Source organism: Hoylesella timonensis S9-PR14 (genome assembly GCF_000762405.1).
Classification (GTDB): Bacteria; Bacteroidota; Bacteroidia; order Bacteroidales; family Bacteroidaceae; genus Prevotella; species Prevotella timonensis_A.
The window spans coordinates 13,356-28,017 of sequence record NZ_JRPQ01000141.1; the positions used below are offsets into that span (position 1 = coordinate 13,356).

A 14,662-nucleotide genomic window follows, 5' to 3' on the forward strand; every position below is an offset into this window, starting at 1 on the left:
AAATTAACAACGAAATAAGCAGAAAAAACAAAAATGTAAGTGTAATATAAAGAACCCAAAGAACGTAGACGTTCTGGCGAAATGAACGAAAAGAAATGAGATGCTCACTCTCAACTATTTCGTTTCATAAGTGAAAGGTTGCAACAATGTTTTTCGTTCTTTTAGATAGAACGGGACGTTCTTTCGTCAAATGTTTTGTGCGGCAATGTTTTTTTAGTTTCTTTTGCGTCTTTCGTTGTTAAAGAATGAGGTACATTGATACTTTTCTGCTGGTGCGCAAGATATTATATTCATATCATTTACGATTTGAGAGACATGTAACCAAAGAGTGAATGATTTTAACAACGGAGGTGTTCTTAAATGAAAGAGCCATGAGAGCAGGGAGATACAAGCATTGCTTTGCAAATTATATGGATGAAAATAAAGGCTGATTTCAAGAAATTTTGTACATTTGCCCTTATCTAAGTCCAGATGGACGCAATAGATGAACCGCCTTTGAGAAAAAATCCCACCGACGGAAAGTAAGCGAGGTGAAAATTCCACCCTGCTATAAGAGAGAATAACTCTATTGTGACGCACCTCCGATTTGGGCTACATTGCGGCACAACAAGATAAAAAGAACACTACATGAAAGTATTGAAGTTTGGCGGAACATCCGTTGGTTCCGTGGAAAGCATCCTCTCACTGAAGAGGATTGTCGAGAGAGAAGCCCAACGACAACCCGTTGTTGTGGTAGTAAGCGCATTGGGAGGCATCACCGACCAACTGCTGAACACAGCGCAATTGGCACTGTCGGGCAATGAAACTTGGAAAGACTCCTTCGACAATATGGTGGAGAGACACCACCAACTCATTGATTCCGTTATCACTGACAACATCAAGCACAGCGAACTATATCACAAGGTAGACACGCTGTTCGAACAGCTCCGTTCCATCTATTTCGGTGTATTTCTCATCCACGATCTGAGTCATAAGACAGAAGACACCATCGTGAGCTATGGCGAGCGACTAAGTTCGCACATCGTTGCCACCTTAGTAGAGAATGCCCGCTGGATAGATGCCCGCACATTCATCAAGACCGAGCGCAAACACAACAAGCATGTATTGGACAGCACGCTCACTCAGCAGTTGGTAAGGGACGCCTTTTCGCATCAGCACACCATTACCTTGGTGCCGGGATTCATCAGTCAGGACAAAGATACACACGAGACTACCAACTTGGGAAGAGGCGGATCAGACTATACCGCGTCTATCATTGCCGCCGCACTCGATGCCGACATTCTGGAAATATGGACAGATGTAAATGGCTTTATGACAGCCGATCCCAAGGTAATCAAGGCTGCCTACACGATTCATGAACTCAGTTACATTGAGGCGATGGAGCTGTGCAACTTTGGTGCCAAGGTGGTATATCCGCCCACTATCTACCCCGTATGTGTGAAAAACATCCCTATACAGGTGAAAAACACGTTCGATCCCGACGGTGAGGGAACCATGATTAAGGCAAAAATCAAAAACGATGGCAAGCCTATCAAAGGCATCTCAAGTATTAAGGGAACCACACTTATCAACGTGGCAGGACTGTCCATGGTGGGTGTCATTGGTGTCAACCGTCGCATCTTCACCGCCTTGGCGAACCATGGCATATCGGTATTCATGGTAAGTCAGGCGTCTTCGGAGAACTCTACCAGTATTGGTGTGCGCGAACAGGATGCAGATGCTGCGGTAGCTGTACTCAACGAAGAGTTTGCCAAAGAGATAGAAACGGGTGCTATGTTCCCCATGAAGGCACAAAGTGGGCTTGCCACCATTGCCATTGTGGGTGAGAACATGCGTCACCTGCCAGGAATAGCCGCCAAACTGTTTGAAACATTAGGGCGTTCGGGCATCAGTGTCATTGCTTTTGCACAGGGGTCCAGTGAGACCAACATCTCCGTTGTCATAGAAGCTGCCTACCTACGCAAAGCCCTGAACGTGCTGCACGACTCGTTCTTCCTGTCCGAATACAAGGTGCTCAACCTCTTCATCTGTGGCATTGGCACCGTAGGAGGCAAACTCATAGAGCAGATACGGTCGCAGTACGATGAACTGAAGGAACATTCCCGACTCAAACTCAACGTGGTAGGCATCGCCTCATCCAAGCATGCCATATACAACCGTGACGGTTTAGATTTGCAGACCTACCGAGAAGAGCTGCAAGCATCAGAACTCAGTTCACCACAGAAATTGTGTGAAACCGTCATCGGCATGAACATCTTTAACTCTGTATTTGTAGACTGTACGGCAAGTGGCGAGATTGCCGCCCTCTATCAACCGCTCTTAGAACATAACATCAGTGTGGTGGCAGCCAACAAGATAGCCGCCTCATCGCCTTACGACGAATATATGCGATTGAAACAAACCGCCGTGACACGAGGAGTAAAGTTCAGATACGAAACCAACGTGGGAGCAGGACTGCCCATTATCGGCACTATCAACGACCTGCGCAACTCTGGAGACAAGATTCTGAAGATTGAAGCCGTGCTTAGTGGCACGCTCAACTTCATCTTCAACGAGCTGACAGCCGATGTGCCATTTTCGGAAACTGTACACCGTGCCAAAGAAGAGGGGTATAGTGAGCCCGACCCACGCATCGACTTGAGCGGAAAGGATGTGATCCGCAAGCTGGTCATCCTCACACGCGAGGCTGGCTACAAGGCAGAACAAGAAGAGGTGGAGAAACACCTGTTTGTGCCTGATGAATATTTTGAAGGCAGTGTGGACGAATTTTGGAAGCGGCTACCACAATTGGACGACGACTTCGAGAAACGTCGTCGCACCCTCGAACAGCAAGGTGAGCGGTGGCGATTCGTAGCCTCTATGGAGCATGGCAAAATGAAAGTCGGTCTGCAAGCAGTAGCACAGTCGCATCCCTTCTATAACCTCGAAGGTAGCAACAACATCGTGTTGCTCACCACCGAACGTTACAAAGCCTACCCCATGCAAATACAGGGATATGGTGCAGGTGCCGATGTCACCGCCGCAGGCGTGTTTGCCAATATCATGTCGATAGCCAATATATAATATATAAGGTGGACTGAGGATGATGAACAAAACTATGAAGAAACATTGCCGAAGAGGAACTCTGAAACGCATTCATGTGAAGATTACAAAAAAAACATTGATTTTTTGGTGTAATCGATGACAAATCATTATATTTGTAGTCAAACAATCTAAAATGAAAAGCAATCAATGATTTATATTGATGTTCCAGAGAAGAATAGGTTAACCAGTTTTTACCTTGCCACCGAAGAATATGTAGCACGACATATTGCCGATAACGAAGATTATTTCTTTATTTGGCAAGTCCCTCCTACTGTGATGGTTGGACGTAACCAGTTAATAGACAACGAAATAAATTTACCTTATTGCCGAGAAAAAGGTATTCATCTTCTTCGGCGTAAGAGTGGTGGAGGATGTATTTATGTAGACGAGGGTTGCTTGCTGTTCTCGTATATTACTCACAATGATCAAGTAAATCTTGTTTTCACCCAGTACATCGACCGCATTGTGCAAATGCTACGACAACTTGGAATAAATGCCGAAGCAGGAGGCAGAAACGACATTTTGATTGATGGGAAGAAGGTTTCGGGAAATGCTTTCTATCATGTTCCCCAGTGGAGCATCGTACATGGCACCATGCTCTACGACACCAATCTTCAGAATATGGTGGCAAGTATCACGCCAAGTCAACAGAAGTTAAACAGTAAAGGCGTGCAAAGCGTTCGCCAACATATTGCCTTGCTCAAAGATTATACCACACTCTCCATAGAAGAAGTGAAGCGTCAAACGAAGGAGTTTCTATGCACCTCCTCCCTCACCCTTACAGAGAAGGACATCAAGGGCATTGAAGAGATAGAGCAAGACTACCTGTCGGATGAGTTCACCTATGGCAACAACCCGCGCTACACCATGACCAAAAAGCAGCGCATTGAGAATGTGGGCGAATTGGAGGTGCTTATGGAACTCAAGAACAACGTTATCAAGCACGTGAACATCATGGGAGATTATTTCCTGACGGGCGATCTTGACAATGCTATCTTGAAACCATTGCAAAACATCCCATACACCAAGCAAGCCGTAGAAGCGGCTTTACCCGAGCAAGTGAACCACATCATTAGAAACTTGAACAAGGCACAATTGGTCAACTTGATTGTAGATCCGCCAAAACAATAACAATAGAATGGCACTTTTTAACCGCTAATAATAAATCTATGTATAAACCTAAATTTATAAAATATGGAAAATAAACGAACTTGTCTGCATGACAGACATGTAGCCTTGGGTGCTTTAATGCAGCCATTTGGTGGCTACGACATGCCTATCCAGTATTCATCTATCATTGAAGAGCATAATGCTGTGCGCCAACACTGTGGCGTTTTCGATGTTTCCCACATGGGCGAAGTTTACATTACAGGGAAAGATGCAGAAAAATATGTGAACTACATCTTTACCAATGATGTCACTAATGCTCCCCTAAACAGCATCTTTTATGGAATGATGCTCTATCCTGACGGAGGAACCGTAGACGACTTGTTGGTTTACAAGATGGGCGAAAACGAATTTTTCTTAGTCATCAATGCCGCCAACACCGACAAAGACGTAGAATGGATACGTCAGCACGCAGAAGGTTACGATATAACCATTGACCATTGCTCAGACTATTACAGTCAGTTGGCAATTCAAGGACCAGAGGCAGAAAGCGTTGTGGAAGAAGTATTACACCTGTCTTGCAAAGATTTGGCGTTTTACGAAGCAAAGACAATAGACGTCAATGGTGAGCAAATTATTGTAAGTCGCACTGGTTATACAGGAGAAGACGGCTTCGAGATATATGGTTCACAAGCTTATATCGTTCGGGCATGGGATGCTTTAATGGAGAGCAAACGTTGTACACCTTGCGGTTTGGGCTGTCGTGACACTTTGCGCTTTGAGGCAGGTCTTCCTCTCTACGGAATGGAGTTATCTAAGGACATCACACCAGTAATGTCAGGACTAAGCATGTTCTGCAAGTTAGATAAGCCCGAATTCATAGGAAAGGAAACTATCGCCAAGCAAAAAGAAGAAAAACCAAAGCAAAAAGTCATTGGACTGGAATTAGAGGGGAAAGCCATTCCTCGCCATGGGTATCCCGTTATGAAAGACGGAAAGCAGGTAGGTGTTATCACTACAGGCTATCACTCTATCAGCTTGGATAAAAGTTTGGCATTTGCCTTAGTAGATTTGGAACATTCTAAACTTGGTACAGAACTGGAAGTTCAAATTAGAAAGAAAACATTCCCCTGTGTAGTTGTCAAGAAGAGATTTCTCAACAAACATTAGAAAAGCGAATACGTTTAATGAAAATCTGTGACGATGACTATCACAGCATGTTTCATCGAATGTAATAAATAACAAAAAATCATCAAAAAATAAATCAAAAAAATATGGCAAAAGTAATTGAAGGACTCTATTACAGCGAGTCGCACGAGTATGTAAGAGTAGAAGGTAATATTGGTTATGTTGGTATCACAGACTATGCACAGCAAGCTTTGGGCAACATTGTTTATGTAGATCTTCCAGAAGTGGATGATGAAATTGAAGCTGGCGACGACTTTGGCGCTGTAGAGAGCGTGAAAGCTGCAAGCGATTTGGAAAGCCCAGTAAGTGGAACGGTGGTTGAAGTGAATGAAGAACTTGAAGATACACCAGAGAAAATTAACGAAGACGCCTTTGAAACTTGGATTATGAAATTGGAGCTGTCTGACAAATCCGAATTGGAGAGCTTGATGGATGCCAAGGCTTATGAAGAATTCTGTAAAAAGTAATATAGCTATGAATTACAAGTTTTTTCCACATACAGAAGAGAATGTTTCTGATATGTTGGATAAAATTGGTGTAAAATCTCTTGAAGACTTATTCAAAGAAATTCCAGAAGAAGTGCGTTTTCGTGGTGAATACGACATTCCTGGAGCAAAAAGTGAAATAGAGATTCGCCAGTTTTTTAATCAATTAGGAGCAAAAAACCAACGACTCACTTGCTTTGCTGGTGCTGGCGTGTACGATCATTACACACCATCGGCAGTTCCATCCTTGGTGAGTCGCTCAGAATTTTTAACCAGCTATACCCCTTATCAAGCAGAAGTATCACAAGGAACACTTCATTATATCTTTGAATTTCAAAGTATGATGGCAGAGTTGACGGGTATGGATGTATCCAATGCGTCTATGTACGACGGTTCTACTGCCACAGCAGAAGCTGTGGTGATGGCGAAAGCGAACCATAAAAAGGCAAATAAAGTACTCATTTCTGAAACAGTAGACCCAAAAATTCTTTCTGTTATCAAGACTTATGCACATTTTCAACAGATAGATATTGAAATGATAGCAGAACGGGAAGGCATTACCGACCAAGAAGATTTGGAACAGAAATTAGCTGAAGGTGGCGTTGCTGGTGTGGTTGTACAATATCCCAATTACTATGGCATTGTAGAAGATTATACAGGTGTAGCAGACAAGTGCCATGAACAAAAGGCATTGTTCATCATGAACAGCAATCCTTCTGATTTGGCATTGCTCAAAACACCAGGAGAATTGGGCGCAGACATCGCTGTTGGCGAAGCTCAATCGTTGGGTATTCCCATGGGATGGGGTGGTCCGTATGTAGGATATATGTGCTGTACGGATAAACTTGTGCGCAAGATGCCAGGACGTATCGTTGGGAAAACCATCGATGAAGAAGGTCAACGTGTGTTTGTCCTCACGCTACAAGCACGCGAACAACACATCCGCCGACAGAAAGCAACATCAAATATCTGTTCGAATCAATCATTAATGGCACTTTGGGCAACGATATACCTTTCTTTAATGGGTAAAGAAGGATTGAAAGAAGCTGCACAATTGTCTTATGACGGTGCACATTATCTATGTGAACAGTTATTGAAAACAGGACATTTCACATTGGCTTACAATCAGCCTTTCTTCAATGAATTTTGCGTGAAGTATGACGGTAACATCCAAGAACTTCAACAACGATTCATTGAAAATGGCATCTTTGGTGGTATACAAGTTGGTGATGACATGCTCATGTTGGCTGTAACCGAAAAGAGAACAAAGGACGAAATTGATCAACTAATAGAACTCGTGCCATGAACCATCAACTATATCATAACTTAATATTTGAACTTTCTCACCCTGGAAGACGTGGATATACGCTTCCTAAGAATGAATTTGGGCGACATGAAATACCTGCCACATTAAAAAGGACTGTCGATGCCGAGCTTCCAGAGTGTGATGAACTGACAGTAGTGCGCCACTATACCAACCATAGTGAGAACAACTTTGGCGTTGACAACGGCTTTTATCCGCTGGGATCGTGTACCATGAAGTACAATCCAACTATCAATGAAGAGATGGCAGCACACCCTGCATTTGTCAATTTGCATCCACTTCAACCTGCTGAAACAGTGCAAGGCGCAAAAGAAGTGTATGAGAATTTGCAACAAGCCTTATGCGCTTTAACAGGATTGTCTCGCTTTACGCTTAATCCATGTGCGGGAGCTCATGGAGAATTAACGGGACTCATGATTATCAGTGCATATCACCAAGCAAACAACGACACGAAGCGTACCAAGATTATCGTACCCGATTCTGCCCACGGAACAAATCCCGCATCGGCTGCGGTATGTGGATTAGAAGTGGTAGAGGTAAAGAGTACCGCCGATGGATTAGTGGATGTAGAGCACCTCAAGACACTCTTAGGAGATGACATTGCTGGAATGATGATGACGAACCCCAACACTTTGGGACTCTTCGAGACACATATTCCAGAGATTACCAAACTCATTCATGACTGCGGTGGTTTGATGTACTACGATGGAGCAAATCTTAATCCGCTGCTGGGTGAATGTAGACCAGGCGATATGGGATTTGATGTGATGCACATCAACTTGCATAAGACATTCTCTACCCCACATGGAGGCGGCGGTCCAGGCTCTGGTCCTGTGGGTGTTTGCGAGAAATTGGTAGATTTCTTACCCACCAATAATTGTGCGACCAATGCAAAAGGGCATTTTACCATTACGGTTCATCCTTATCACGGACATTTCCTCACCTATATGAGAGCCTACACTTACATCCTCACCTTAGGCAAGGAAAATATCAAGATGGTAGGACCTTATGCCACATTGAACGCCAACTACATCAAAGAATGCTTGAAAGACGTTTACAAACTTCCCATAGACACCATTTGCAAGCATGAGTTTGTGTTTGATGGCCTTATGGACAAGAGCACAGGAGTAACCACGATGGACGTTGCTAAGCGTTTATTAGACCATGGTTTCCATGCTCCGACGATCTATTTCCCATTGCTTTTCCACGAGGCAATGATGATAGAACCTACCGAAAACGAAAGCAAGGAAACGCTGGATGCATTCATAGAGGTGATGCGCAAGATTGCCGACGAGGCAAAGAACGACCCTGAAATCGTGAAAAGTGCACCCCAAGAAACACCTATTAAGCGTGTGAACGATGTGGAAGCAGCCAAGCATCCTATACTTACCTTTAAGCAATTGATCGATGACAACAACTGATTTAATCATCATTGGAAGTGGTCCTGGAGGCTATCGCGCAGCTGATTATGCTGCGAAGAATGGCCTTCAGGTCATCATCTTCGAAGCCTTAGAAGCGGGCGGGACGTGTCTTAATTTTGGATGTATCCCAACCAAATGTTTAGCACACGATGCCTCTAAAGAAGAAAAACCTGCCTTCGAACAGGTGATGGCAAGAAAAAATGAAGCTATCCAGCAATTGAAAGCAGGAGTAGAGACATTGCTTTCCCAGCCTAACATTACATTGGTGCACGCCAAGGCTTCTTTTAAGGACGCTAAAACCATTGTTGCCAACGGAGAGGAATATGCCGCAAAATACGTCATCATAGCCTCTGGATCGCAAGCAAAAGTACCGCCTATCGAGGGTATTGTTTACAATCCTCACGGAAATTCTAATGTCCTTACCTCTACAGAATTGCTTTCCATCGATCACATCCCTGAAAAGTTGTGTATCGTAGGAGCTGGTGTCATTGGTATGGAGTTTGCCTCTGCCTTCGCACAGTTCGGCAGTCAGGTAACGGTAGTCGAATTCATGAAGGAATGCTTACCGACATTAGACAGCGATATTGCAAAGCGATTAAGAAAATGTTTGGCAAAGACAGGCATTCAGTTCTATTTGCAAGCCGCAGTGAAGAAAGTAGAAAATGGCAAAATATACTTTGAACAAAAAGGAAAAGAGCAAAGTGTAGAAGCGGATACTATCCTTATTGCAACTGGACGGGCAGCCAATATCGAAGGGCTAAACCTTGATGCCGCTGGGATTGCCTACGACAGAAAAGGCATTTTAGTCAATGACAATATGGAAACATCCGTCAGTGGTATTTATGCCATTGGCGATGTGAATGGACGACAAATGTTAGCACACGCTGCCACATTCCAAGGAATGAGAGCCATCAATCACATACTTGGCAAAGACGATAACATTCGATTCGACATCATGCCCGCTGCCGTATTCACCTATCCTGAAGCCGCTTGCGTAGGCAAGACCGAAGATTCATGCAAGGCAGAGAACATAGCATACAAGACTAAGAAAGGCTACTATCGTGCAAACGGTCGTGCGCTTTCTATTGAAGAAACCGAAGGAATGGTGAAACTCATCACAGATGAGGAGGACAAGATTATTGGATGCCATGTCTATGGTGCTCATGCAGCAGAACTTGTTCAAGAAGTTTCGGCGTTGATGAACTTGAATATCAAGCTCAATCAGCTGAAGGATATTATTCACACCCACCCCACTTTGGGTGAAATCTTGCAAGATATCGCAATAGGCTAAAAGCCTTGTCACGAATATCTTTACAAAGTTGGAAGATTGTGTTGCATAGTTGGGCTATCGCCTATTGATGATAGCCCAGCTAATCCACATCCTTCCAACTTTTTTATTTGGCACATTATTTGCATTATCTTTTATGCGAATTCATAAAAACATTATTATACAATGCAAAAAGGTAATATTGGGGTTACAACAGAGAATATCTTCCCCGTTATTAAAAAGTTTCTCTATTCTGATCACGAGATATTTCTTCGAGAGTTAGTGAGCAATGCCGTTGACGCTACTCAAAAGTTGAAAACTCTTTCAAAACAAGGAGATTTCAAAGGCGAAGAAGGAGATTTGACCATTCACATTAAGTTAGACAAAGAAAAAGGCACATTAACAATCAGCGATCGTGGTATTGGTATGAACGCTGAGGAAATAGACAAATACATCAACCAAATAGCTTTTTCGGGTGTAAACGACTTCATGGAGAAGTATAAAGAGAATGCCAATGGCATTATTGGACACTTCGGATTAGGTTTCTACTCTGCCTTTATGGTTAGTAAGAAAGTAGAAATTATTACCAAAAGCCATAGGGAAAAAGAGAAAGCTGTGAAATGGAGTTGCGACGGCAGCCCAGAATATACCATAGAAGAGACTGAAAAGGCTGACCGTGGAAGCGATATCGTGCTTTATATCGATGACGACTGCAAAGATTTTTTGGAAGAACAGCGCATCCAAACACTACTCAACAAGTATTGTAAGTTCTTGCCTATTCCAATAGCTTTTGGCAAAAAAACAGAGTGGAAAGACGGCAAACAGGTTGAAACCGCAGAAGACAATGTCATTAATGATACCGAACCATTGTGGACAAAAGCTCCTTCTACATTAAAGGACGAGGACTATAAGAATTTTTATCGCACCCTCTACCCCATGCAGGACGAACCACTGTTCTGGATACACCTCAATGTGGATTATCCGTTTAACCTCACTGGTATCCTTTATTTCCCAAAGGTAAAGTCGAACATTGAGCTGCAACCCAACAAAATACAATTGTACAGCAATCAGGTCTTCGTCACAGATCAGGTAGAAGGTATTGTACCACAGTTCCTTACCCTGTTGCATGGCGTTATCGATTCTCCCGACATTCCATTGAATGTGAGCCGCAGCTATCTTCAAAGTGATGCTAACGTAAAAAAGATTTCAACCTATATCACCAAGAAAGTAGCCGATCGCTTGCAATCTATCTTCAAAGAAGACCGTAAAAATTACGAAGAGAAGTGGGACGACCTCAAGATATTTATCAACTACGGCATGCTCTCTCAAGAAGATTTCTATGACCGTGCTAAAGACTTTGCCCTATTCAAGGACGTAGATGGCAAATACTTTACCTTTGATGAATACCGCACCCTTATTAAGGATAACCAAACAGATAAAGACGGACAACTCATCTATCTTTACGCAACCAACAAGGATGAACAATACACGTACATAGAGTCAGCAAAGAACAAGGGCTACAGCGTCCTACTCTTTGACGGACAATTGGATGTTGCAACGGTATCCATGTTTGAACAAAAGTTTGAAAAGAGCCGATTTAGTCGTGTAGACGGAGACATCATCGATCGTATCATTGTAAAAGAAGAGACCAAGGAGTCGAAGTTAGACAAGAACGATCGTGACAATTTGTCACAAGTTTTCAAATCACAGCTGCCTAAAATCAATCAGGCTGAATTTAATGTAGAGGTGCAAGCTTTAGGCGAATCAGCCATGCCACTCATCATTACCCAGAGCGAATATATGCGTCGTATGAAGGAGATGAGCAAGTATCAAGCTGGCATGGGCTTCTATGGGAGTATGCCCGATATGTTTACATTAGTATTGAACAGTGATCACAAACTGATTCAAAATGTACTCGACAATTGCAGCAAAACTACCGCCGATGCCTTGAAACCCATTGAGAGTGAACTCAAAGGACAAGAAGCAAGGTTGGCAGCCCTGCATCAGAATCAACAGAAAAAGAAGCCAGAAGAAATAACACAAGAAGAAAAACAAGATGTCGAAAATACGCAAAAAGCAATCGATGAGCAGAAACAAAAGAAAGCAGACATCATTGCCAATGCGGCTAAAGACAATAAAATCGTACACCAACTCATAGACTTGGCTTTGTTACAAAATGGCATGTTGAAGGGAGCTGGTCTCGATAAATTCTTAAAGCGTAGTATTGATTTAATTCGATAAGAAGTTTTTCAAGGCTTAAAACATAGTGCTGAAAAACCATTTATATGTATTCAACGCCACTCACTGCAGTGGCGTTTTTTTATTTCTTCGAAAAAAAGTTTGGAAAATGTTTGGCGTTATCGCAAAAACTCCATACCTTTGCAAACGCAATTACAAAAGTAATGCACTTCGGCTCCCTGGCTCAACTGAATAGAGCATCTGACTACGGATCAGAAGGTTGTGGGTTTGAATCCCGCGGGAGTCACTATCAAGGATGTGTTTTTCAACACATCCTTTTCTTTTTTCCCCTCGACAACATGGATTTCCGTACGCTGAATTGAATGATAATAAATGCTGAATTTTCTTTACAAAGTGTCTCTCAAAACTCGCGTGAAAACAACCAACGGCAAAGTTGGTCGCAAATACGCAAGTTTTGAACAACTTTTATAACTCACTGTTGTTAAAGGCATTATGCTTACATCGCCTCTTTTCTTTCGTGTTTTTACCACTTTTTGGCGATTGAAGCATTGAGATAAGCCTGCTATTTGCATACTTTAATGCTCCTGAAGTATGTGAATAACACCTTTAATACATGTTTTCAAGCCCGTAAAGTCAATGTTTCAGCCTAAAAAGACGATTATTTTGTTCAAATCAGCGCATTTTTGCATGTCGTTTGCCTATTATTTTTTTCTATTTTGAAGATTTTAGATGACCGTTTTTTGGTAAAATAATAGGACAAAAACGAGGAATACTATGACCAAAAATGATACGAAACAAGAAGGCGGCTTGGATATATTCACTGGCACAGGGTTTCCCGATTAACTTCCATCTCACATCCAATCAGCTACTTTGTACCCACTCTTTTTAAGTTTGTTCACCTGATATTACTATGTTGATCCTCTCACCTCATTCCTCGGTAAATCTGCGTGCGTTTTATTATTCCAATGAGATCAGAGGCTTACATCCATGAAACAGTTTTCGTATGTTATTAAGAAATCACAACTCATTGATATATAGAAAGATATAAGAAAATGTAAATATGGAAAACTTCTGAGTGAATAGGAGATTTCATGTGCTTACCAACGCTTTAATTTTTTAATCAAAGAAAACGCTTTGTAAATTCATAAAAAAACATTAATTTTACCGCATCTAAAGTGAATGCGTATATGAAAAAGTTTTTTATCATAATATTGGGAGTTGTTGCATGCTGCAATACCTGTTTGGCACAATCTACATTTAAGTATAAGTCAGAACGCAATCCATGGGACACATATATTGGTGCAAAGGGTGGCGTCATGTATTGCAAGTTGACAAATATTAAAAATAGTCCGAAGATTACGGGGTTTGGAGGTCTTTTTGCAGAATCTTTCCTGACCAAGCACTTCTCTGTTCAACCCGAATTCATGTTTGCACATCAGGGAGCAAACAGCGCAAAACCGTTCAAGAAAGATGCCCCAACGGAAAAATTTAATTACCAATTTAATTTCATCTACATTGACTTTCTGCTAAAACAGTACATCGGTAATCATTTTAGCATATATTCTGGCTTTCATACGGGGAAAGCAATATCCATGAAATGTAATGGGAAAACTATCAAGTCGGAACTCAATACCAACGATTTTGCTATTCCTGTTGGCGCATCAGTGACGTGGAAAAACTTGAGTTTAGATGCTCGTTACAACATTCCTATCAAGAAAATAGCCGAGACCACCAAAGCGAAAGAACTTTTAGGACCTGCAAAAAACAACTCCATCATGGTGAGTTTAGGCTACCAATTCAAAATTTTCTAAAGATTGTCTTGGCTAAAACAGGAAAAATAGCATTCAGATTCTTGTTCTGCGAATCATCCTGCTATTTTCTAAAGTTCTATTCATCTTCTGTTGGCAGTTGTGGGAGCGAGATATGAAATCTAACTGCAAGATAGCGAATGACACAAACAACCGAGAATACAGTAACGACAGTGACACTCACATCTATGCCCAAAGAATACATCACCCAATAAGTCACACCGCCAACGATACTCGCCAAGGCATAAATTTCTTTGTGGAAAATCACGGGAATGTTATTCAACAACACATCTCGAATAACACCACCGGCACAACCTGTCATACACCCCATGATGATAGCTATCCAAAAAGGGAAACCACAAGCTAACGTTTTTTGCATTCCTGCAATGGTAAACAACGCCAATCCAAGGGTATCGAAAGCAAACCATGTATTATCCAATCGCTTCAAAGACTTGGAAAATACAATCACAAATACTTGGGCGAATATCGTACATATCATATAAATAGAGGAAGTCATCCAAAAAGGAGTAACTCCCAACATGACATCACGAATCGTACCACCACCAATCGCTACGGCAATGCCACACACAAAGCCTCCAAACCAGTCGAACTTCTTGGCGGCAGCGTGACGAATACCAGAAATAGCAAATGCAAAAGTTCCCAAAAACTCTATTACTTGCTGAAGTGAATGAATAAATTCAGGACGTCTGAAAAATAATTCAGGAGAATACATATTATCAAAAGAGGTATAATATTCTTGAAATCTTGCAATTATAAAA

The 14,662-nt window shown here is 42.1% G+C and carries 10 protein-coding genes and 1 tRNA gene; 10 read left to right on the top strand and 1 reads right to left on the bottom strand.

Annotated elements, in window-relative coordinates; all coding sequences use genetic code 11:
- Window positions 1-627: 627 nt before the first annotated feature.
- The 10 genes from thrA (at window position 628) to HMPREF9304_RS08750 (ending at window position 13,886) form a co-directional block, all read left to right on the top strand.
- A complete protein-coding gene (thrA, locus tag HMPREF9304_RS08705; RefSeq protein WP_036928257.1) occupies window positions 628-3,063 on the top strand; it encodes a bifunctional aspartate kinase/homoserine dehydrogenase I in 2,436 nt (811 codons plus the stop codon).
- Between the two features lie 168 nt (window positions 3,064-3,231).
- Window positions 3,232-4,215, top strand: a complete 984-nt coding sequence (gene lplA, locus HMPREF9304_RS08710) for a lipoate--protein ligase (RefSeq protein WP_036928259.1) — start codon at window positions 3,232-3,234, stop codon at window positions 4,213-4,215.
- Window positions 4,216-4,278: 63 nt separating this feature from the next.
- Window positions 4,279-5,361: a glycine cleavage system aminomethyltransferase GcvT gene (gene gcvT, locus HMPREF9304_RS08715; RefSeq protein ID WP_036928261.1), complete on the top strand. Its 1,083-nt coding sequence runs from the start codon at window positions 4,279-4,281 to the stop codon at window positions 5,359-5,361.
- A 104-nt stretch (window positions 5,362-5,465) separates the two neighbouring features.
- Window positions 5,466-5,846, top strand: a complete 381-nt coding sequence (gene gcvH, locus HMPREF9304_RS08720; protein WP_008122768.1) for a glycine cleavage system protein GcvH — start codon at window positions 5,466-5,468, stop codon at window positions 5,844-5,846.
- Between the two features lie 7 nt (window positions 5,847-5,853).
- On the top strand, window positions 5,854-7,170 hold the full coding sequence (gene gcvPA / locus HMPREF9304_RS08725; RefSeq protein ID WP_036928366.1) for an aminomethyl-transferring glycine dehydrogenase subunit GcvPA: 1,317 nt from the start codon (window positions 5,854-5,856) through the stop codon (window positions 7,168-7,170).
- Window positions 7,167-8,609, top strand: a complete 1,443-nt coding sequence (gcvPB, locus tag HMPREF9304_RS08730) for an aminomethyl-transferring glycine dehydrogenase subunit GcvPB (protein WP_036928263.1) — start codon at window positions 7,167-7,169, stop codon at window positions 8,607-8,609. Before gcvPA ends, gcvPB begins: the two co-directional genes overlap by 4 nt.
- On the top strand, window positions 8,596-9,900 hold the full coding sequence (gene lpdA, locus HMPREF9304_RS08735; RefSeq protein ID WP_036928264.1) for a dihydrolipoyl dehydrogenase: 1,305 nt from the start codon (window positions 8,596-8,598) through the stop codon (window positions 9,898-9,900). Before gcvPB ends, lpdA begins: the two co-directional genes overlap by 14 nt.
- Window positions 9,901-10,062: 162 nt before the next feature.
- The gene (htpG, locus tag HMPREF9304_RS08740; RefSeq protein WP_036928265.1) at window positions 10,063-12,117 is read left to right on the top strand and encodes a molecular chaperone HtpG; all 2,055 of its coding nucleotides are present in this window, start codon (window positions 10,063-10,065) and stop codon (window positions 12,115-12,117) included.
- 170 nt (window positions 12,118-12,287) lie between these two features.
- Window positions 12,288-12,361 (top strand) — tRNA-Arg (locus HMPREF9304_RS08745).
- Window positions 12,362-13,262: 901 nt separating this feature from the next.
- Window positions 13,263-13,886, top strand: coding sequence for an outer membrane beta-barrel protein (locus HMPREF9304_RS08750; RefSeq protein WP_036928266.1), 624 nt, complete (start codon window positions 13,263-13,265; stop codon window positions 13,884-13,886).
- 76 nt (window positions 13,887-13,962) lie between these two features.
- Here the strand turns inward: HMPREF9304_RS08750 and HMPREF9304_RS08755 are convergent, their stop codons facing one another.
- A complete protein-coding gene (locus HMPREF9304_RS08755; protein WP_008122780.1) occupies window positions 13,963-14,616 on the bottom strand; it encodes a trimeric intracellular cation channel family protein in 654 nt (217 codons plus the stop codon).
- Window positions 14,617-14,662: the final 46 nt, after the last annotated feature.